Source organism: Nocardioides sp. JS614 (genome assembly GCF_000015265.1).
Lineage (GTDB): Bacteria > Actinomycetota > Actinomycetes > Propionibacteriales > Nocardioidaceae > Nocardioides.
The window spans coordinates 3,690,945-3,710,677 of the sequence record NC_008699.1 but is presented as its reverse complement, the minus strand read 5'-3'; the positions used below and the strand labels follow the sequence as shown (position 1 = coordinate 3,710,677).

Below are 19,733 nucleotides of genomic sequence, written 5' to 3'. Positions count from 1 at the left end.
CGGTGCGCCGCCGCCCCTCGCCGACCGCCTCGTCGATCCGGCCCCCGGTCCTGATGCTGGTCGCCCTGGTGGCCGCCGTGCTCGCGCTCGGCGGGTGCTCGGGCGGCGGCGAGCCGGACGACGCGCCGAGCAGCGCGGACCCGGTCGCGGACAACCCCTACGCGGGCCGGACCGGCTTCGCCGACCCGGCCTCGCGGACCGCCCAGGCCGCAGCGCAGGCGAAGGCGGATGGTGACGTCGAGGCGGAGCGGGTCCTCTCCCGGCTCGCCAGCACGCCGCAAGGCATCTGGCTGACGCCCGAGGAGTACCCGCCCGGCTCGGTCGCGCCGTTGGTCGCGCGGGTCGTCCGGGCCGCCGACGCAGCCGGCCAGGTGCCGACGTTCGTCGTGTACGGCATCCCCGACCGCGACTGCACCGGCGGCTTCTCCGGCGGTGGCCTGACCGCGGACCAGTACGGGCCCTGGGTGCAGGAGATCGCGGACGCCGTCTCGGGCGCCGACCCCTCGGTCCCGGTCGTGGCGGTCGTCGAGCCGGACGCGCTCGCCTCGGCGATCGCGTGCGACCGCCGCTCGGAGCGGGTGCGGCTGATCGCCGACGCCGTGACCCGGCTCGCCGACGCCGAGGTGACGACCTACGTCGACGGCGGCCACTCGCACTGGATCGAGCCGGATCAGCTGGCGAGGCTGCTCGAGCAGGCCGGGATCGACCAGGCCCGGGGCTTCGCCACCAACGTCTCGAACTACCAGACCGACGCCGACGAGCGTGCGTACGGCGAGCAGCTCAGCGCCCTGCTCGACGGAGCCCACTACATCGTCGACACCGGACGGAACGGCAACGGCTCGACCGAGGATTGGTGCAACCCGACCGGTCGGGCCTACGGCACCGACCCGGCGCCGGCGCCGGAGGGCGACGCGGAGCACCTCGACGCCTACGTCTGGGTCAAGCCGCCGGGGGAGAGCGACGGCGAGTGCGGAGGCGGGCCGCCCGCCGGGCGCTTCTGGCGTGAGCGGGCGCTGGAGATGGCCGTCTCGTCCGGGTGGTGAGAATCACCCGACCCGGGCAGAACACCGGCGCGCGGGCGCCGGGCCTTTCGGTGCGGACAGGCGCGCGTTGTTAGCATTCGCCACATGCAGGCGGGCAGCGACTGGGTGGCAGTCATCATCGAGGATGACCCAGATGTGCGCGACCTGATCGACATCGTGCTGACCCAGTCCGGGTTCCGCACGGTCGTCACGGAGAACGGCCCGGACGGGGTGGAGGCGGTGCGCCAGCACAACCCGCTGCTCACCACGCTCGACGTGAACATGCCCGGGATGGACGGCTTCGCCGCGGCCAAGCGGCTGCGGGAGTTCAGCAACACCTACCTGATCATGATCACCGCGCTCGCCGACGAGATCGACGTCGTACAGGGCTTCGAGGCCGGTGCCGACGACTACCTGGTCAAGCCGTTCCGGCCGCGTGAACTGCGGGCCCGCGCGGACTCGATGCTGCGTCGTCCGCGGACCCGCTACGACACGCCCGCGGGCTGGGCGGACGATGACGGCCAGGCCGTGGAGCACCACCCCCATCAAGAGTCCTGGGCGGCCGCCGCGGCCCGCGACCTCGCTGCCAACCATCCACTGCAGCCGATCCACCTCGAGCCGATTCCTCCGGCCCAGCAGCCGGCTCCGCCGCTTGCGCCTCAGCCTCAGCAGCCGGCGCCGCAGCCCTACCAGCCGGCGCCGCCCGTCGAGCCGGTCTACCAGCAGCCGCAGCACTACCCGCCCGCGACGTACCAGCAGCCGCCGCAGCAGCAGCCGGTGCCGCTGCAGCAGGCTCCGGCGTACCCGCAGCACGCTGCGGACGCGGCCGGGGCACCGCACGCCGACGGTGGCTGGGTCCGCCTGAACGGGCTCGCCCTCAACAACGAGACCCGGGTCGTCACCGTCAACGGCGCAGCGGTGGACCTGACCCGCACCGAGTTCGACCTGCTCGCCTCGCTGCTGAGTACCGGCCGGCGGGTGCGCAGCAAGGCCGACCTGGTGCTCACCATGCGCGGCCAGCAGTACGTCACGTCGTACTTCGTGAACGAGGCCGACAAGCGCTCGGTCGAGGTACACATCGCGAACCTGCGCCGCAAGATCGGCGACGACGCGGCCACGCCGCGCTACATCGAGACGGTCCGCGGCGTCGGCTACCGGCTCGCCGAGTCCGTCTGAGCCCTGGCCGTGGTCCGCGCGTGCCGGCGGCCCCGCCGACGCGGGTCGGCGGGTGGGGTCAGTGGATATGTCGTGACGAGGTGACCTGGTAGGTCCGGGCGTGGGGACTGGTCCACTCGAACGTGGTCGGGGTGTGGCGGTGGTAGGTCCAGCCGCCGGTGGTCTTCAGCCGGTGGTGCAGCCGGCGGAGCGGGGCGAGGTTCGACGTCGCGGTGGGGCCGAGGGGCCAGGGGACGATGTGGTCGAGGTCGCAGCCCCGCGAGGGTCGGGTGCAGGCCGGGAAGACGCAGGTCGGGTGGGCCAGGACGGCTTGTTCGTGCTGGGCCGGGGTGGGCTGGTAGCGGTCGGTCCACAGCTCGTCGGCCAGATCAGGGCCCACCGACAGTCCGAAGCCCAGAACGCCCTGTTCCACAGGGCCCTGGGAGATTCGAAAGTAAAGACTTTGCGCGGCCTGCGTGGTCGCCACCCTGCCTTCGCCTACGGGGTCTCGACGACGCTCGCTGGCGCTCGCTGCTCGACCAACGGCGCGGGCGGTCGCGCGGGGCTCAGTTGGCGTCGACGGGGATGGGCTGGGCCTCGGTGGGCTGGTCGCTCTCGAAGATCGCGATCGGCACCTTCTGGCGGATCACCTTCTTGTAGAACCTGGTCGATCCCGGGGTCTCCTGGATCCACACGGTCGCGGTGAACAGCAGGTCGATGCCCCGGGTGTCGGGTGAGGTGCCCCTGATCTTCTGGTTGCGCAGCTCGAAGGCCCCCTTGGGCGAGGTGATGATCATCCCGTACCTGGTCGTCAGGGGCTCGGGGTCGAACGTGACGTCCTTGGCGATCACGTCCAACTGGTAGGGGTGCTGCACCCGGCCGCCGTCCGTGGTCTTGGTCTCCGAGGTCACGGTGATGTGCTCGAGGTAGACCTTGCGCTTGGTCGCGAACCTGTCGCGCAGGGACCGGTCCAGGTCGTAGGCCTGGAACGTGAAGGAGAAGAACTTGTTGCCCTTCGGGTACCACTCGTTGGTGCGCGGCGTGGACTTCGTCGGGTACAGCGTGTAGACGAAGTCGAGGCCGTTGACGTCGATGTGGGACTGGAACGTGCCGTCGCGTGTGAACTGCGAGTCGTACGGCGTCTCCGTGGCGGTCGGCGACGCGCTCGCGGTGGCGCTGGCGTCGTCGGAGCCGGTCAGCCCGTCGATGACCGAGCAGCCGCTCAGCAGCACCGCGACGGTGGCGAGGGCCGCCACGGCCGGGAACAGGCGCGAGCGGGTGCGAGGCATCGGATCTCCTGAGGATCGGGGCACGGGGGGTCAGGCCTTGAAGCCGCGGTAGCGCTTCATGGCCTTGATGATCATCCAGGCGGTCTGCAGGACGGTGATCACGCCGAGGATCGGCCAGCAGACCGCCAGGATGTCGGAGCGCAGCGGGATCGAGAGGAACTGCGTCCAGACCACCGCGAACACCGCGAACATGACGCCGAACGCGACGAAGGGGTAGGTCCAGGCGATGCCCTTGCCGCGCTCGGCCTTGGCCTGGGCGGCCCAGTTGTCGGTCTGCTGCCGACTGAAGAACTTCAGCCAGGCCCGGATGAAGTGCCCCATCCGGATCACCATGTAGGCCTCCGCCGGGACGATCAGCACCGCGAAGAGGTAGTCGCGCCGGTTGGCGAAGGCCATCGACCGGGCCACGCGGAAGTTCAGCCCGACGGCGGCCGCCGGCGGGATCAGCCACCACGGGCTGAACACGAACGCGTGGATGTTGAGCGAGCCGGCGAGCAGCAGGACGAACAGCGTGCGGGTGGTGATGTTGATGACCATCGACATGTGCTCGAACCACCGCAGCCGCAGGTTGGGGTGGAAGGGCTGCCCCTTGGTGTCGCCGCGCTGGCCGGGCCACATCAGGTCGATCGCGCCGAAGTTCCACTTCACCTGCTGGGCGTCCAGCGAGCGCAGCGTGTCCATGCCGCCGACGTGCGCGCGGGCCCGGGCGCTGATCTTGGTGAGGTAGCCGGCGCTCTTGATCTGCAGCGAGAGCAGCGAGTCCTCGACCTCGCTGTCGTTGACCCACGGGGTGCGCTGGTGGCTGTCGCGCAGCACGTCACGCAACGCTTGCGTCGAGAAGATCGAGAACTGGCCGCCGAGGACCGCCATGTTGCGGCCCTTGAGCAGGTTCTGCATGTTGAACGCCGAGAACTGCGCCCGCTGCCCCGCGATCAGGAACTTCGCCATCCAGCTGTCCAGGGCGCTGTCGTCGATCGAGTAGATCGCGGAGATGCCGCCGATCCGGTCGTCGCTGGCGATCTCGTCGACCAGGTGCTCGATGGCGTCCGGCTCCGGGGTGGTGTCGCCGTCCACGCCGAGGAGGTAGTCCATCGTCTCCACGAGCGAGTAGCCGTAGTTGAGGGCACCGACCTTCTTGTCGGGGTTCTTGCCGATGTCGTGCACGTAGATGACCGTGCTCTGTTCCCCGGACGGGGTCATCCGGGTGTGCGGGCCGGCGTAGTGGCTGGCGATCTCGACGGAGTCGTCGCTGGTGTTGTTGATGATGACGTGGATCGCGTCGGGCAGGCGGGTCTGCTGGAGCAGGGAGTCCAGGACGCCGGCGATGGTCTCGGCTTCGTTGTACGCCGGGATGATGCACCCGACGGTCGGGCGGTACGTCGGCAGCTCCTCGACCTCGCCGAGGAACCGGCCCTCGTAGGCGGCGAGGCCGGGGTCGGCGGTGCGCACGTACGGCAGGCTGTCGGCCCCCGCCTGCGAGAGCGGCGGCACCGCCTCCGAACCCGTGCTGTTCGCGTTCACGCTCGTCGTCTCCCGTCGCGTGCGGGTCGCGTATGCGGCCCGCCCGGTTCTGCTGGCCTCACCAGTCTCGGGAGCGCACCTCAAGACGCCACACGGTAAACCTCAAAGATTCGCCCAATTCGGGAGCCTAGTGGTCTGGACCGGGACGCGTCAGCGGAATGCGCCGACGGCTCAGCGTGGCAGCGCGCTCGACCGCCACCCGCCGGGACCGTGCGGGAGGGCGCGTCGCACCCGCCGGTGGTGGGCGCTCCACGCCGGCGCGGGCCGGCGCGCGGGCGGCTGGGTGGTGCGCAGCGCGGCGAACACCGCGACCACCGCGGCCACCTCCTCGGGCGTCGCGTCGCCGCGGACCACCCGCAGGAGGGGGCGGGTGGGGGTGGGGTCGGTGCTTGCGGTGGGGTCGGTGCTTGCGGTGGTCTCGTTCATTTCCTCACTCACCGTTGCCTTTCGTCTCACCGTGGTCTGGGGGGCGCCGAGTCGGCGGTTCTTGCCTCCCCCGCTGCGCTCCTCCGGCAAGAACCGCCGACTCGGCGCGGTTGCGAAGAAGCAGGCAATACCCCGCGCTCGGGCGCGGGGCGCCCTCACAGCGGGATATTGCCATGCTTCTTCGCGGGCAGGATCTCGCGCTTGGAGCGCAGCAGGCGCAACGATCGGACGATCTCCAGGCGGGTCTCGTGCGGGGCGATCACCGCGTCGACGTACCCGCGCTCGGCGGCGATGTAGGGGTTGGCCAGGGTGGTCTCGTACTCGTCGATCACCTCCGCGCGGCGCGACTCCACGTCGCCGCCCTCGGCCTCGATCGCCTTGAGCTCCTTGCGGTAGACGATGTTCGCCGCGCCCTGGGCCCCCATCACCGCGATCTGGGCGGTCGGCCAGGCGACGTTGATGTCGGCGCCCAGGTGCTTGGAGCCCATCACGTCGTACGCGCCGCCGTAGGCCTTGCGGGTGATGATCGTGACCAGCGGGACCGTCGCCTCGGCATAGGCGTAGATCAGCTTCGCGCCACGGCGGATGATGCCGTTCCACTCCTGGTCGGTGCCCGGCAGGAAGCCCGGCACGTCGACGAAGGTCAGCACCGGGATGTTGAAGGCGTCGCAGAACCGCACGAAGCGGGCGGCCTTCTCCGAGGCGTCGATGTCGAGGGTGCCGGCGAACTGCATCGGCTGGTTGGCGACCACCCCGACGGAGTGGCCCTCGACCCGGCCGAAGCCCACGATGATGTTCGGTGCGAACAGCTCCTGGACCTCCAGGAACTCCTGGTCGTCCAGGGCGGCCGCGATCACCTCGTGCATGTCGTAGGGCTGGTTCGGCGAGTCCGGGATGATCGTGTCCAGGCTGCGGTCCAGGTCGGTGAACTCGGGCTCTGCCGCCTCGTCGAACGCCGGGACCTCGTCGAGGTTGTTCTGCGGGAGGTAGGAGAGCAACGCCTTCACGTACTCGATCGCGTCCTCCTCGTCCGAGCCCATGTAGTGGGCGTTGCCGGACTTGGTGTTGTGCGTGCGGGCGCCGCCGAGGTCCTCCATCGACACGTCCTCGCCGGTGACGGTCTTGATCACGTCGGGACCGGTGATGAACATGTTGGAGGTGCCGTCGACCATGACCGTGAAGTCGGTGACCGCCGGGGAGTAGACGTGCCCGCCGGCGCAGGAGCCCATGATCATCGAGATCTGCGGGATCACCCCGGAGGCGTGCACGTTCCGGCGGAAGATCTCGCCGTACAGGCCGAGCGAGACGACGCCCTCCTGGATCCGGGCTCCGGCGCCCTCGTTGATCCCGATGATCGGGCAGCCGGTCTTGATCGCGAGGTCCATGACCTTGGTGATCTTCTCGCCGTAGACCTCGCCCAGCGAGCCGCCGAAGACCGTGAAGTCCTGGGAGAACACGCACACCTGGCGGCCGTCGACGGTGCCGTAACCGGTCACCACGCCGTCGCCGTACGGACGGTTCTTCTCCAGGCCGAACGCCGTCGACCGGTGCCGGGCCAGCTCGTCGAGCTCGACGAACGAGCCCTCGTCGAAGAGCATCTCGATCCGCTCGCGGGCGGTCTTTCGACCCTTGGCGTGCTGCTTCTCGACCGCCTTCGCCGAGCCCGCGTGCACCGCCTCCTCGAGCCGCCGGTCGAGGTCAGCGAGCTTGCCCGCCGTCGTGTGGAGGTCGGGGGAGTCGGCTCCCTCGCCGGGCTGGGCGCTCGCCGTCGCTGCCATCTTCTGGGGGGCTCCTCACTGGCACGGGGTTGGGATCGTGGGCCAATGTAGTGCCCGTGACCTCCGACCCGGTGCGACGCACATCACTCGACCCCCGCCCGCTCGCAGCGCTTGCACCCGACCTCGTCGTCGAGGTGCTCGAGAGCGCGACCTCGTCCAACGCGGTCGCGTCCGACCGCGCCCGGGAGGGCGCCGACGAGGGACTGGTCATCGTCGCCGAGCACCAGAGCGCCGGGCGGGGCCGCCTGGACCGGGCCTGGGAGGCCCCCGCCCGGTCCGCGCTCACGTTCTCGTTGCTGGTCCGGCCCACGGCGCCGGCAGCCGACTGGCCGTGGCTGCCGCTGCTCACCGGCTACACCGTGATGAAGACGCTGCGCGCCGAGGGGTACGACGTCGGGGTGAAGTGGCCCAACGACGTGCTGGTCGGCGATCGCAAGCTCGTCGGCATCCTCGTCGAGCGGGTCGAGACCCCCTCCGGTCCGGCCGCTGTGCTCGGGGTGGGGCTGAACGTCAGCCTCACCGCGGACGAGCTGCCGGTCCCGACGGCGACGTCGCTGACACTCGAGTCCGGCGCGGAGCCGGACCGGACCCACCTGCTCGTCGAGCTGCTCCGCTCGCTGCGCGAGGCCTACGACGTCTGGCAGGCAGGCGGTGCCGAGGCCACCGCCCGGCTGCGCTCGTCGTACGCCGCGGCCTGTGTGACCGTGGGCCGCGAGGTGCGCGTCGACCTGCCCGGGGGTCAGCTGCTGACCGGCCGGGCGACCGGCGTCGACGGGGCCGGGCGCCTGGTGGTGCTGGGCGCGGACGGCGAGACCGTCGTCGGCGCGGGTGACGTAGTGCACGTGCGCGCCGCCGATCAGTGACATGATCGGCGCGTGGCCATCTCGCACAAGCTGCTGAACGAGGGTGAGACCGTCGTCGTCGACACCCGTACGCACGTCAAGGCGCTGATCGTCCCGCTCCTCGTCCTGGTCGTCCTGCTGGCGATCGGCACCTTCGTCCAGGTCCAGTGGGACCAGACGCTCGCGTACGTGGTGTGGGCGGTCGTGGCGGTCGGGATCATCTGGTACGTGCTGCGCCCGGCGATCATCTGGGCGACCGCGTCGTACACGTTCACGAACCGGCGGCTGATCACCCGCAGCGGCGTGCTCGTGCGGCGGGGCCACGACATGCCGCTGGCGCGGATCAGCGACATCGCCTACGAGTTCGGGTTGATCGACCGGATGCTCGGCTGCGGGACGCTGATCATCTCCGACGCCAGCGAGCACGGGCAGATCCGGCTGCACGACATCCCGCGGGTCGAGGAGACCCAGCGCAAGGTCAACGCCATGCTGCAGAGCCTCAACCACCCCTCGGCAGGACATGACGGGACCTGACGACGACCCGAGCGGGTCGGAGCCCGCACCGACCTCGGAGGACCTCGAGCGAGCGATCCTCGGCGAGACGCCTACCTTCAACGCCCAGGAGGTCGCGGCCCGCACCGGCGTGACCGTCGCGGAGGCACGCCGGCTGTGGCGCGCGCTCGGGTTCCCCGAGCACGGGCTGGAGACGGCGTTCACCGACGCGGACGCCGACGCGCTCTCGACCCTGCTCGACGTGGTCGCCTCCGGCGCCATCAACTTCGACATGGCCGTCAACCTGACCCGCGCCGTCGGCCAGACCATGGCCCGGCTCGCCGACTGGGAGGTCGCGACCCTGGTGCACCGGGTCGAGGAGCTGGAGGCGGGCGACGAGGCGACCGGCAGCCGGGAGGGGTCGGCGATCCGGCTCATCGACGAGATCAACCAGCCGTTCGAGGAGCTCCTCGTCTACGTCTGGCGCCGGCACCTGGCCGCAGCGGTCTCGCGGGTCGAGGCGCTGCGCGCCAACGAGGAGGACCTCAACACGGTGCAGCTCACCGTCGGGTTCGCAGACATCGTCAGCTTCACGGCACTCTCGAACCGCTTGAGCGAGGAGCGGATCGGCGACCTGGTCGAGCTGTTCGAGTCCCGGTGCTCCGACGTGGTAGCTGCCCAGCGCGGGCGGGTGATCAAGAGCATCGGTGACTCGGTGCTGTTCGTGAACGACGACCCGGTCCGGGCGTACGACACGGCCGAGGGGATCATCAACGTGGTCGGCCGGGACACCCGGATGCCCGACGTACGCCTCGGACTGGCCAGCGGCTCGGTGGTGATGCGGCTGGGGGACGTCTTCGGGCCACCGGTCAACCTGGCCGCCCGGCTCACCGCGGTCGCCCGGCGCAACCGGATCATCATCGACTCCGCCACCGCGGGGCTGCTGCCGGCCAAGGAGTTCGAGACCCGGCCGCTGCCGGCCCGGCCGGTCCGCGGCTTCGGGATCGTCGAGCCGGTCGCCGTACGCCGCGCGTGACCGCGTCTCGCGCGTCGACTTCGTCGCCGCGCGGGCCGCGGGATCGCTCTGGGGGCCGGACTCCCGACGATGTGGTTGCGGTGGGCGCGTTGCCTGCGGGAGGTCATGCTGGAGGTGTCGCCGCTTGCTCATCGCCTGCTCCTCGGTCAGACGTCTGGGCGGAACCTGGCGAGCGGGCCTCATTTCGGCCATTACGCTGCGGCGTGGCTGGCGACTTCCTACCGTGGGAACGTGATCGAGGTGCAGGACATCAGGCTCGATCCGGTCTCGCGGCGGACGTGGCGTGGATCTGACGAGATCGTGCTCTCGCGCAAGGAGTTCGACCTCGTCCGGGCGCTGATGGAGAGGGCGGGCGAGGTCGTCACCCGGGACGACCTGATGCGCGACGTCTGGCACACGACGTTCTGGACCTCGTCGAAGACCATCGACGTGCACCTGGGCTGGGTCCGGCGCAAGCTCGGCGACGACAGCCGGCACCCGCGCCTGATCACCACGATCCGCGGCGAGGGGCTGCGCTTCGAGACCGAGGACCGGACCCGCTGAGCGACCCCGTCTAGAGTTCCGGTGTGCCCAGCCCCGGTGAGTCCAGCCCCGAGCGTCGGCTCGGCCAGCGGATGGCCCCCACCCTCGCCGTGATCGGCGGCGGCCAGCTGGCCCGGATGATGGCCGCCCCGGCCAACGCACTCGGGCTCCCGCTGCGCCTGCTGGCGGAGGGGGAGGGCGTCTCGGCGGCCCAGGTGATCCCCGACCACGTGGTCGGGGACTACCGCGACCTCGAGACCCTGCGGAAGGTCACCTCCGGCTGCCCGGTCGTCACCTTCGACCACGAGCACGTGCCCACCGGGCACCTCCACGCGCTGGAGGAGGACGGCGTCGCGGTGCGGCCCGGGCCGCACGCCCTGGTGCACGCCCAGGACAAGGCGGTGATGCGAGAGCGCCTCGGCGAGCTCGGCGTGCCCTGCCCCCGCAACGCCCTGGTCAGGACCGTCGAGGACGTGGCGGCCTTCGGGTTCCCGTGCGTACTGAAGACCTCGCGGGGCGGTTACGACGGCAAGGGCGTGTGGTTCGTCCGCTCGGTCGGCGACTGCGAGGAGCCGTTCCGGGCCGCGCTCGAGGCCGACGTCCGCCTCGTGGCCGAGGAGCTCGTCGACTTCCGGCGGGAGCTCTCGGCGCTCGTGGCGCGCTCGCCCAGCGGGCAGGCCGCGGCGTACCCCGTCGTCGCCTCCACCCAGGTCGACGGCATCTGCCGCGAGGTGATCGCGCCGGCGCCCGACCTCGACCCCGCGCTCGCCGGCCGGGCGCAGGAGATCGCGCTGCACATCGCCGGCGCGCTCGACGTGACCGGCATCCTCGCGGTCGAGCTGTTCGAAACCCGCGACGGCCGGGTCCTGGTCAACGAGCTGGCGATGCGCCCGCACAACACCGGGCACTGGACCCAGGACGGGGCGGTCACCTCCCAGTTCGAGAACCACCTGCGCGCGGTGCTCGACCTGCCGCTCGGCTCGCCGACGCCCCGGGCCCGGTGGACGGTGATGGTGAACATCCTCGGCAGCGACGACACGAGCGTCGGCAGGCTGTACGACGGCTACCCGCACGCGCTCGCCCGGGACCCGATGCTGCGCGTGCACCTCTACGGCAAGGAGCTGCGGCCGGGCCGCAAGGTCGGGCACGTCAACGCCTACGGCGAGGACCTCGACGACTGCCTCGAGCGGGCCCGGCACGCCGCGGCCTGGTTCCGCGGTGACCTGGGAGACGAGAGTGAGTAACCCCTTGGAAGGACGGGCCGTGGAGCCACGAGTCGGCATCGTGATGGGGTCGGACTCCGACTGGCCGGTGATGAAGGCCGCCGCCGAGGCGCTGGCCGAGTTCGACATCGGCTACGAGGCGGACGTGGTCTCGGCGCACCGGATGCCCGAGGAGATGCTGGCCTACGGCAGGGAGGCCGCGGACCGCGGCCTGTCCGTGATCGTGGCCGGCGCCGGTGGGGCCGCCCACCTGCCGGGCATGCTCGCTGCGGTGACGCCGCTGCCCGTGATCGGCGTACCGGTGCCGCTGAAGAACCTGGACGGTCTGGACTCCCTCCTCTCGATCGTCCAGATGCCCGCGGGCGTCCCGGTCGCCACCGTCGCGGTCGGCGGCGCCCGCAACGCGGGCCTGCTCGCCGTGCGGATCCTGGCCGCCACCGACCCCGAGCTCCAGGACAAGATGCGCGCCTTCCAGGCGGAGCTGCGAACCACCGCGCAGCACAAGGGTGAGGCGGTCCGCAACGACCGGCCCGGCCGGCGCCTCGGCTTCTAGGACGGCGCCGCTAGGAGCGCTCGCCCACGAGTCCGTGCTCGTAGGCGAAGACCACGATCTGCACCCGGTCACGCAGCCCGAGCTTGCGCAGGATCGCGCCCACGTGGGTCTTCACGGTCGACTCGCTCAGGAACACCAGGCCGGCGATCTCGGTGTTGGACAGCCCGCGGGCCACTGCGGTGAAGACCTCACGCTCCTTGTCGGTGAGCGTGAGGTACGCCGGCGGCAGGGGCGCCTGGGAGCGGAGCCGGCCGTCGAGCAGCGTCGTCAGGTCGGTGGGCGCGAGCACCGCGTTGCCGGCGTGCACGGTGCGGATCGCGTCGGCGAGCATCACCGGCGTGGTGCCCTTGAGCAGGAAGCCGCTGGCGCCGTGGCGGATCGCGGTCGCGGCCCGGTCGTCGAGGTTGAAGGTCGTGAGCACCACCACCCGGACCGGCCGCTGACGGCGCGCGGCCCGCTCGGGCAGGAAGATCTGCCGGGTCGCCTCCACACCGTCCATGTCCGGCATCCGGATGTCCATCAGCACCACGTCCGGCTCGAGCTCCTCGACCAGCGCGACGGCCTCGAGCCCGTCCGCCGCGGTCCCGACGACGCCCATGCCCTCCTGGGCGTCCACGATCACCCGCACGCCCTCGCGGAACAGCTCTTGGTCGTCGACCAGCAGCACCCGGATCGGCTGCTCGGCGGTCGGCTCGCTCATCGGCTGCGGACCGGCAGCCACGCGGTCGCGGTGAACGTGGGCGGCTCGGTGCGCCGGCGTACGTCGAGGCGGCCGCCGACCGACTCGAGCCGGCGCCGCATGCCGTCGAGCCCCTGACCGCCGGTCGGGCCACCGCCCGGACCCGCCGCCACGAGTGGCTGGGTCTCCTCCGCCCCGGGCTCCACCACGTTCTGCACCTCGATCCTCAGCTCGCCCTCCCAGTGTCGCTCCACCCGCACCGGCTCCCCGCGCTGGCCGTGCTTGAGCGCGTTGGTCAGCATCTCCTGCAGCACGCGGAACGCCACGGCCGCCAGCTCCGGCGGCAGCGGCTGCGGGACGCCGAACTCGGTGGACAGCACCTCGTTGCCGCTGGCCCGGACGCCCTCGACCAGGCTGTCCAGGTCGGTGCTGCCGGGCCGGGGCGCGGCGTCCCCGCCGGTGGAGGACAGCACCTGGCGGACGTCGTCGAGGGACTCGCGCGCGGTGGTCGCGATGTTGTCCATCGTGCGCTGGAGCGTCCCGGTGTCGGCGTCGCGGAGGAACTGCGCGGACTCGGCCTGCGCGAGGATCACCGCCAGCGAGTGGCCGACGACGTCGTGCACGTCGCGGGCCAACCGGGCCTGGTCCTCGCGCAGCCGGGCGATCTCCTCGGCCTGGTCGCGCTGCTCCTCCGCGGCGACCTGCGAGAGGCGCGACGCCTGGGACCGTGCGGCGAAGCGCATCGCCAGGCCGAGGGCCCACGGAGCGGCGAGCACCGCCATCCCGAGGACCGCGGCCGTCACCCGCCAGTTGTCGCTGCCGTTGCGGTACGCCGACTCGGCGAGCCCCTCGACCCCCGCCTGTCGGAGCGCCTCGTAGAAGACCGACGGTGAGAGCCACAGCACGACGACGAGCGCGCTCACCGGGATCGAGAGCCCGCTCAGCCACAGGGTCGGCAGCCGGCCCCAGCGCGCGCACCCGAAGGCGACGACGGCGAACAGCGCCTCGCTGAGCAGCGGGTTGGTCCCGGTGACGATCTGGGAGAACCCCACGAACCAGGCGATCGCCAGCGCGGCACCCGGCAGGGCACGGGACAGACCGACAGCCACCGCGAGGCCGAAGGCGACCAGGACGAGACCTTCGACGCTCGTGTAGTAGGTGAACCGGTTGGCCTCGACCAGTGCGAGCAGGAGGGTCGCGAGGCCCGCGAGCACGTCGGGGGCCCAGCGGGTGCCGGCACCGGTGCGGGCAGCGATGGTCGGTCCTCCCGCCTGGTCGGTCGTCTCGGGTCGCGCCAAGCGAACCACATTCACCGGTGGGCGCCGCAGACCAGCTCGTCGAGCAGGTCGGGGTAGGGCAGGCCGGCGGCGGCGAACATCCGCGGCACCTGGGAGTGCTCGGTCATGCCCGGCACCGTGTTGACCTCGTTGAGCACCGGGCCCGTGTCGGTGAGGAAGAAGTCCACGCGGGCGACACCGGAGCAGCCCAGGGCGTCGTACGTCGCCACCGCGGCGCCCTCGAGTGCCTTCGCGTCGACCTCGTCCAGCACGGCCGGCACCCGGAAGTCGGCGCGCCCGCCGTACTTGGCGTCGAAGTCGAAGAGCCCGTCGGCGACGATCTCGAGCGGCGGGGACGCGACCACCGCGCCGTCGGCGCGGCGCAGCACGGCGACGTCGATCTCCCGGCCGGTCACGAGCTCCTCGACCAGGGCCCGGTCGTCGAGCGCGAGGGCGGTCGCCAGTGCGGGCGGCAACGACGCGGGCTCCGACACGAACGCCACGCCGATGCTGGAGCCGGCCGCGACCGGCTTCACCACGACCGGGCCCGTCCAGGTCTCCTGGGTCGCCGTCGCCGCGGTCACGAGACGCCCGGCAGCGGTGGCGATCCCGAGCGCCGCCGCGACCAGCTTGGTCGCCCACTTGTCCATCGCGAGCGCCCCGGCGCGGACACCGGAGCCGACGTACGGGACGCCGGCGAGCTCGCAGAGAGCGGCGAGGGTGCCGTCCTCGCCGTGCGGGCCGTGCGCGACCGGGAACACGACATCACAGCGGCGCAGCACCTCGACGGCCGCTGCCAGGCCGACCGGGCGATCGCCGTCGCGCCAAGCGCCGTCCCGGCCGATGGTCAGCCGGACCACGTCGTACCGGTGCGGGTCGAGCCCGGCCGCCACGGCCGCGGCGGAGGCGAGCGAGACGTCGTGCTCGCAGCTGCGACCGCCACCGACGACCGCTACCCGGGTCCTCACGACAGGCTCCGCAGGTGCGCGGAACGGCCGATCCGGCGCGGCACCCGGGCGCCGATGCCGGTGACGATCTCGTGCTCGATCGTCTCCGACCAGGCCGCCCACTCCGCGACCGTCGGCTCGCCCGCGTCGCCCGGCCCGAAGACGGTGACGCCCTCGCCGACGTCGACCGGCCGCTCGCCGAGGTCGACCACGAGCTGGTCCATGGAGATCCGGCCGACCACCGGGCGCCGGCGGCCGCGGACCAGCACCTCGGCCCGGCCCGAGGCGAGCCGCGGCAGCCCGTCGGCGTAGCCCAGCGGTACCAGGCCGAGGTGGGTGGCCGCGGACGTGCGGTAGGCGTGGCCGTAGCCGACCGGCGTGCCACCCCGGACGCGGCGGACCTGCACGACGGGGGCGATCAGCGTCAGCGCAGGACGCAGCCGGGTGGTGTGCGACGGGTCGATCCCGACCAGCCCCGCCCCGACCCGGCTCATCGTGTGGTGGCTGCGTGGGTCGGTCAGGGTCGCGGCGGTGGCGGCCAGGTGGCGGTGCGCGGGGCGGAGCCCGGCCGCCCGGGCGGTCTCGAGCGCCCACGCGAAGCGAGTGCGGCCGAGGGCGTTGCACTCGTCGGTCGGGTCCTCGGCGCAGCCGAGGTGACCCATCACGCCGACCACCTGGATCTCACCGCGCTGCTCGGCCCGCCGGGCGGCGCGGCACAGCTGCCCCCACGTGGCCGGCGCAGCACCGTCGCGCGCCATCCCGGCATCGACGTGCAGGTGCACCCGGGCACCGCGCGCGGCCGTCGTCGCGTCGAGGTGCGGCAGGCCCGGTACGCCGAGATCGACCCCCGCCCGGACCGCGGCGGCGAGGTCGGCGTCGACCGGGTTGAGCCAGCTCAGCAGCGGAGCGGTCAGCCCGGCCGCCCGCAGCGCGAGCGCCTCGTCGATCGTGGTCACGCCCAGCCAGGTGGCGCCGTTGGCGAGCGCCGTGCGTGCGAGCTCGACCGCGCCGTGCCCGAAGTCGTCGGCCTTCACCACCGCCATCAGCTCACCGGTCGCCCGACCCGCGAGCAGTCGGGTGTTGTGGGCGACCGCGGCGAGGTCGATGTCCGGGCGCGGCCCGGCACCGGTCCGCTGCCGGTCCGCGAGCAGGATCGTCATGGCCTCGACGCTAGGAACCGCGGGATCGGGTCGCCTCCATCTGAGGTGCCGATCGGCTGGCCCGGAGTACCGCCGTGGTCAGCCCTCGGCCAGGAGCGCCGTCTCGGGCCGCAGGGCTCAGTAGGGTGCGGGCCATGCTCTACCCCGAGGCGCAGCGCGCCGTGGCGGCCGCGGCCGACGAGACGCCCGTGTGGGCCGAGGGCTACGACGTCGAGGACGCGCGCGCCCGGGCCCGGGAGGCGGCTGCGACCGAGCCGCGCGAGGAGGTCGCGGAGGTGCGCGACGTCGACGCGGACGGGGTGCCGTGCCGGCTCTACCGGCCGGCGGGCGCCGCGCCGGGCGTGGTCCTCCACGTCCACGGCGGCGGGTTCGTGTTCAACGACATCGACGTGCACGACCCGGGCGCACGGCGGCTGGCGAACCGCAGCGGCCTGAGCGTGCTCAGCGTGGACTACCGCCGACCGCCGGAGCACCGGTTCCCGGCCGCGCCCGACGACGTCTCGACCGCGTCCGCCTGGGCCGAGCGCGAGCTCGACGGACCGCTGTTCGCGCACGGAGACAGCGCGGGTGGCAACCTGGCGCTCGTCGCCGCCCTGCGCCACCCCGACCGGTTCGCGGCGCTCGTCCTGATCTACCCGTTCCTCGACCCGACGGCGGCGTTCGAGTCCTACCGGACCGCGGCGGACGGCTTCGACCGGCGGGAGGCGGAGTGGTACTGGCAGCAGTACGCCGCAACGCCGGCCGACCTCGCCGACCCCAGCCTCGCGCCCCTGCTCTCCGAGCGGCTCGGGACGCTTCCTCCCACCCTGGTCGTGACCGCGGAGCACGACCCGCTGCGCGACGAGGGCGAGGAGCTGGCCCGCCGGCTGGCCGAGGCCGGCGTCGAGGTGACCGCCACCCGCTACCTCGGCCAGGTGCACGGCTTCTGGCGCCACCCGAGCGTCTTCACCGCGTCCGAGCCGTTGATCCGGCAGGCGGCGGGCTTCCTGCGCCAGCACGGCTGACAGGATGGGCGCCATGCGCGTGCACCTCGGCTGCGACCATGCCGGACTCGACCTCAAGGACCACCTCAGTCGCTGGCTCACCGACCACGGCTACGAGCCCGTGGACCACGGCCCGTTCGCCTACGACGCCCTCGACGACTACCCCGTGTTCTGCCTGCGCGCCGCGGCGGCGGTGGCCGAGGAGCGGGCCGCCGGGCGGGACAGCCTGGGCGTGGTGATCGGCGGCTCCGGCAACGGCGAGCAGATGGCCGCGAACAAGGTGCACGGCATCCGGTGTGCGCTGGTCTGGTCGGAGGAGACCGCGGTCCTCGCCCGTCAGCACAACGATGCCAACGTCGTCTCGGTCGGCGGCCGGATGCACTCCTTGGAGGACATGACCCGCTTCGTCGAGATCTTCCTCGCCGAGCCGTTCAGCGGCGAGGAGCGACACGTGCGTCGGATCGGGCAGCTGGCGGCGTACGAGAGCACCGGCGAGCTCCCCGCCCTCCCCGGCGATGCCTGAGGGCCACACCCTCCACCGCCTGGCCGACGAGATCACCGCGACCTTCGCCGGCCGGGTGGTGCGCACCGGCAGCCCGCAGGGCCGGTTCGCCGACTCGGCCGCCCTCGTCGACGGGCAGGTGCTGGTCGGCGCCGAGGCCTGGGGCAAGCACCTGTTCATCGCCTTCCCCGACGAGCGCTTCGTGCACATCCACCTCGGGCTCTACGGGAAGCTCGACCTGGTCGCGGGCGTCGAGCAGGTGCCGGCGGCGGTCGGGCAGGTGCGCCTGCGGATCGTGGCCGCGGACCGGTCCTGGCACGCGTACGCCGACCTGCGCGGCGCCACGACCTGCGAGCTGGTGACCCGGGAGCAGCGTGACGCCGTCGTCGCGCGCTCGGGTCCCGACCCGCTGCGTGCCGATGCCGATCCAGGCCGGGCCTGGGCCCGGATCCGCCGCAGCAAGGCGCCGATCGGCGGCCTGCTGATGGACCAGGCCGTGCTTGCCGGCGTCGGGAACGTCTACCGGGCCGAGCTCCTGTTCCGGCACCGGATCGACCCGCAACGCCCCGGCAACACGCTGCGCGTCGGGCAGTGGCAGGCGATGTGGGACGACCTGGTGGTGCTGATGCGCGAGGGCGTCCGGACCGGCCGGATCGACACCGTGCGGCCCGAGCACACGCCCGAGGCGATGGGCCGGCCGCCGCGCCGCGACGACCACGGGGGCGAGGTCTACGTCTACCGCCGGACCGGACAGCCGTGCCACGTCTGCGGCGCCACGGTCCGCACGGCCGAGCTCCAGGGGAGAAACCTGTTCTGGTGTCCGCGTTGCCAGCCCCGGTTCCGATCCCGGGCATTACAGTGAGCACCCCCGAGCACGAGGACCGATCCCGACCATGACCGCTCCCTCCGAGGTGGCCCGGCCCCTCCGGTCCGCGCGGCGGCGACCCTCCGTCAGCCAGGCCATCGGGCGGGGGATCCGGCCGCACAACCGGGTCCTGGTCGCGCTGGTCGCGCTCACGGTGGTCATCACCGCCGTCGTGATGACCTGGCCGACGATCATCCCGCTGACCGCGCTGATGGTCCCGCTGCTGCTCGGCAGCCTGCTGCTCGGGCCCCGGCACCTGCCGTGGTTCGTGGTGTTCCTGATGGTGATGCTGATGCTCACCGTGGGTCGCCAGGAGCGGATCCTGCTGCGCACCGTGATCTCGATCGCGATCGTCTTCCTGCTCTGCTTCATCGTGCTGGTCACCTCCTTCCGCCGCTCGCGGCTCGGGGTCGCCGGGGTCCTGGGCGAGTCGATGCTCGTCGACCTGCGCGACCGGATCCTCAACCAGGGCGGCGTCCCGGCGCTCTCCGACGACTGGCTGCTCGAGACGGCGCTGCGCTCGGCGGGCGGCACACCGTTCGCCGGCGACTTCGTCGTCGCCACCAGGCCCCGCCGCAGCAGCCTGGTCGAGCTCGCCGTGGTCGACGTCTCGGGCAAGGGCGAGCAGGCCGGCACCCGCGCCCTCCAGCTGTCCGGGGCGTTCGGCGGCCTGCTCGGCGCGCTGCCACCGGGCGAGTTCCTCGAGGCCGCCAACGACTACCTGCTCCGCCAGGACTGGGACGAGGGCTTCGCCACGGCCATCCATCTCTCGTTGGACACCGACACGGGCGAGTTCGAGGTCCGTACGGCGGGCCACCCGCCGGCCGCCCAGCTGGACGCCGGCTCGGGACGGTGGACCGTCCACGAGGGGGAGGGCCCGGTGCTCGGGCTGATCGAGGACGCCGAGTTCGCGGTCGTCCACGGCCTGCTCCGGCCCGGCGACGCGCTGCTCCTGTACACCGACGGTCTCGTCGAGACCCCGCGCCGCGAGATCGGCCTGGGCATCGACCGGATGCTCGGTCAGGCGGAGCGGCTGCTGCGCGGCGGGCTCGCGGGCGGCGCCGACCGGCTGGTCGAGTCCCTCGGCTCGGACAACGACGACCGCGCACTGGTGCTGCTGCACCGCCGCTGACGACCGGTGCGACCCGGGCGGGAGCCGGGCCCGCGTGGTGCCCTCGGTTGGGGGGCTGCCGTGCGCGTATGGCACGATTCGGGGGTTCGCGGGGGCCTGGCCCCCGGGTGCGCGGATGTAGCTCAATGGTAGAGCCCCAGTCTTCCAAACTGGCTACGCGGGTTCGATTCCCGTCATCCGCTCCAAGCAGGGACCGAGCCGCCACCGAGGCGGACCGGACCCCGCTTGGCGGGGCGTAGCGTAGTGGCTAGCGCGCCTGCTTTGGGAGCAGGAGATCGCAGGTTCGAGTCCTGTCGCCCCGACGCACCACCCACCTAACAGATGCATGA

General features: G+C 72.4%; 21 protein-coding genes and 2 tRNA genes. 14 read left to right on the top strand and 9 right to left on the bottom strand.

Features of this window, described 5'->3' with window-relative positions; translation table 11 throughout:
- Window positions 1–2 precede the first annotated feature (2 nt).
- The gene (locus NOCA_RS19210; RefSeq protein WP_011756934.1) at window positions 3–1,043 is read left to right on the top strand and encodes a glycoside hydrolase family 6 protein; all 1,041 of its coding nucleotides are present in this window, start codon (window positions 3–5) and stop codon (window positions 1,041–1,043) included.
- A gap of 84 nt (window positions 1,044–1,127) precedes the next feature.
- Window positions 1,128–2,198 carry a response regulator transcription factor gene (locus NOCA_RS19205; protein ID WP_011756933.1) on the top strand — a complete coding sequence of 357 codons (1,071 nt, stop codon included), beginning with the start codon at window positions 1,128–1,130 and terminating at the stop codon, window positions 2,196–2,198.
- Window positions 2,199–2,256: 58 nt separating this feature from the next.
- Here the strand turns inward: NOCA_RS19205 and NOCA_RS19200 are convergent, their stop codons facing one another.
- The 5 genes from NOCA_RS19200 to NOCA_RS19180 form a co-directional block, all read right to left on the bottom strand.
- Window positions 2,257–2,577: an HNH endonuclease signature motif containing protein gene (locus NOCA_RS19200; RefSeq protein WP_238383371.1), complete on the bottom strand. Its 321-nt coding sequence runs from the start codon at window positions 2,575–2,577 to the stop codon at window positions 2,257–2,259.
- Window positions 2,578–2,743: 166 nt separating this feature from the next.
- A complete protein-coding gene (locus NOCA_RS19195; RefSeq protein WP_011756931.1) occupies window positions 2,744–3,466 on the bottom strand; it encodes a hypothetical protein in 723 nt (240 codons plus the stop codon).
- A 30-nt stretch (window positions 3,467–3,496) separates the two neighbouring features.
- Entirely contained in the window at window positions 3,497–4,987 is a 1,491-nt protein-coding gene (locus NOCA_RS19190) for a glycosyltransferase family 2 protein (protein WP_011756930.1), read from the bottom strand.
- A gap of 171 nt (window positions 4,988–5,158) precedes the next feature.
- Window positions 5,159–5,413, bottom strand: coding sequence for an acyl-CoA carboxylase epsilon subunit (locus NOCA_RS19185; RefSeq protein WP_011756929.1), 255 nt, complete (start codon window positions 5,411–5,413; stop codon window positions 5,159–5,161).
- A 155-nt stretch (window positions 5,414–5,568) separates the two neighbouring features.
- Complete coding sequence (locus NOCA_RS19180) at window positions 5,569–7,191, bottom strand: acyl-CoA carboxylase subunit beta (RefSeq protein WP_011756928.1); 1,623 nt, start codon at window positions 7,189–7,191, stop codon at window positions 5,569–5,571.
- Window positions 7,192–7,247: 56 nt separating this feature from the next.
- On the opposite strand from NOCA_RS19180, the gene NOCA_RS19175 reads away from it, so the two are divergent.
- The 6 genes from NOCA_RS19175 to purE all read left to right on the top strand — a co-directional run bounded on the left by NOCA_RS19175 (window position 7,248) and on the right by purE (window position 11,859).
- Window positions 7,248–8,054, top strand: coding sequence for a biotin--[acetyl-CoA-carboxylase] ligase (locus NOCA_RS19175; RefSeq protein WP_238383370.1), 807 nt, complete (start codon window positions 7,248–7,250; stop codon window positions 8,052–8,054).
- A gap of 12 nt (window positions 8,055–8,066) precedes the next feature.
- Window positions 8,067–8,567: a PH domain-containing protein gene (locus tag NOCA_RS19170; protein ID WP_011756926.1), complete on the top strand. Its 501-nt coding sequence runs from the start codon at window positions 8,067–8,069 to the stop codon at window positions 8,565–8,567.
- Window positions 8,554–9,561: an adenylate/guanylate cyclase domain-containing protein gene (locus NOCA_RS19165; RefSeq protein WP_011756925.1), complete on the top strand. Its 1,008-nt coding sequence runs from the start codon at window positions 8,554–8,556 to the stop codon at window positions 9,559–9,561. The genes NOCA_RS19170 and NOCA_RS19165 overlap by 14 nt, the downstream gene beginning before the upstream one ends.
- Before the next feature lie 231 nt (window positions 9,562–9,792).
- Window positions 9,793–10,104: a winged helix-turn-helix domain-containing protein gene (locus NOCA_RS19160; RefSeq protein ID WP_041546695.1), complete on the top strand. Its 312-nt coding sequence runs from the start codon at window positions 9,793–9,795 to the stop codon at window positions 10,102–10,104.
- A 71-nt stretch (window positions 10,105–10,175) separates the two neighbouring features.
- A complete protein-coding gene (locus NOCA_RS19155) occupies window positions 10,176–11,327 on the top strand; it encodes a 5-(carboxyamino)imidazole ribonucleotide synthase (RefSeq protein ID WP_041546693.1) in 1,152 nt (383 codons plus the stop codon).
- Window positions 11,302–11,859, top strand: coding sequence for a 5-(carboxyamino)imidazole ribonucleotide mutase (purE, locus tag NOCA_RS19150; protein ID WP_443189690.1), 558 nt, complete (start codon window positions 11,302–11,304; stop codon window positions 11,857–11,859). Before NOCA_RS19155 ends, purE begins: the two co-directional genes overlap by 26 nt.
- A 10-nt stretch (window positions 11,860–11,869) precedes the next feature.
- Here purE and NOCA_RS19145 read toward each other — a convergent pair whose 3' ends face one another.
- Genes NOCA_RS19145 through alr form a run of 4 tightly spaced genes read right to left on the bottom strand, consistent with a single transcriptional unit; the run spans window position 11,870 to window position 15,922 of the window.
- The gene (locus tag NOCA_RS19145; protein ID WP_011756921.1) at window positions 11,870–12,559 is read right to left on the bottom strand and encodes a response regulator; all 690 of its coding nucleotides are present in this window, start codon (window positions 12,557–12,559) and stop codon (window positions 11,870–11,872) included.
- Window positions 12,556–13,836, bottom strand: coding sequence for a sensor histidine kinase (locus NOCA_RS19140; RefSeq protein WP_011756920.1), 1,281 nt, complete (start codon window positions 13,834–13,836; stop codon window positions 12,556–12,558). The genes NOCA_RS19145 and NOCA_RS19140 overlap by 4 nt, the downstream gene beginning before the upstream one ends.
- 11 nt (window positions 13,837–13,847) lie before the next feature.
- On the bottom strand, window positions 13,848–14,783 hold the full coding sequence (locus NOCA_RS19135) for a D-alanine--D-alanine ligase family protein (RefSeq protein ID WP_011756919.1): 936 nt from the start codon (window positions 14,781–14,783) through the stop codon (window positions 13,848–13,850).
- Window positions 14,780–15,922: an alanine racemase gene (alr, locus tag NOCA_RS19130; protein WP_011756918.1), complete on the bottom strand. Its 1,143-nt coding sequence runs from the start codon at window positions 15,920–15,922 to the stop codon at window positions 14,780–14,782. The genes NOCA_RS19135 and alr overlap by 4 nt, the downstream gene beginning before the upstream one ends.
- Window positions 15,923–16,056: 134 nt before the next feature.
- Between alr and NOCA_RS19125 the strand changes: the two genes are divergently transcribed.
- The 6 genes from NOCA_RS19125 to NOCA_RS19100 all read left to right on the top strand — a co-directional run bounded on the left by NOCA_RS19125 (window position 16,057) and on the right by NOCA_RS19100 (window position 19,706).
- On the top strand, window positions 16,057–16,926 hold the full coding sequence (locus tag NOCA_RS19125) for an alpha/beta hydrolase (protein ID WP_011756917.1): 870 nt from the start codon (window positions 16,057–16,059) through the stop codon (window positions 16,924–16,926).
- A 13-nt stretch (window positions 16,927–16,939) separates the two neighbouring features.
- The gene (locus NOCA_RS19120) at window positions 16,940–17,428 is read left to right on the top strand and encodes a ribose-5-phosphate isomerase (protein WP_011756916.1); all 489 of its coding nucleotides are present in this window, start codon (window positions 16,940–16,942) and stop codon (window positions 17,426–17,428) included.
- Window positions 17,421–18,269, top strand: a complete 849-nt coding sequence (locus NOCA_RS19115; RefSeq protein ID WP_011756915.1) for an Fpg/Nei family DNA glycosylase — start codon at window positions 17,421–17,423, stop codon at window positions 18,267–18,269. Before NOCA_RS19120 ends, NOCA_RS19115 begins: the two co-directional genes overlap by 8 nt.
- Before the next feature lie 31 nt (window positions 18,270–18,300).
- Window positions 18,301–19,404, top strand: coding sequence for a PP2C family protein-serine/threonine phosphatase (locus tag NOCA_RS19110; protein ID WP_011756914.1), 1,104 nt, complete (start codon window positions 18,301–18,303; stop codon window positions 19,402–19,404).
- A gap of 111 nt (window positions 19,405–19,515) precedes the next feature.
- Window positions 19,516–19,589 (top strand) — tRNA-Gly (locus NOCA_RS19105).
- Between the two features lie 44 nt (window positions 19,590–19,633).
- Window positions 19,634–19,706 (top strand) — tRNA-Pro (locus NOCA_RS19100).
- Window positions 19,707–19,733 lie beyond the last annotated feature (27 nt).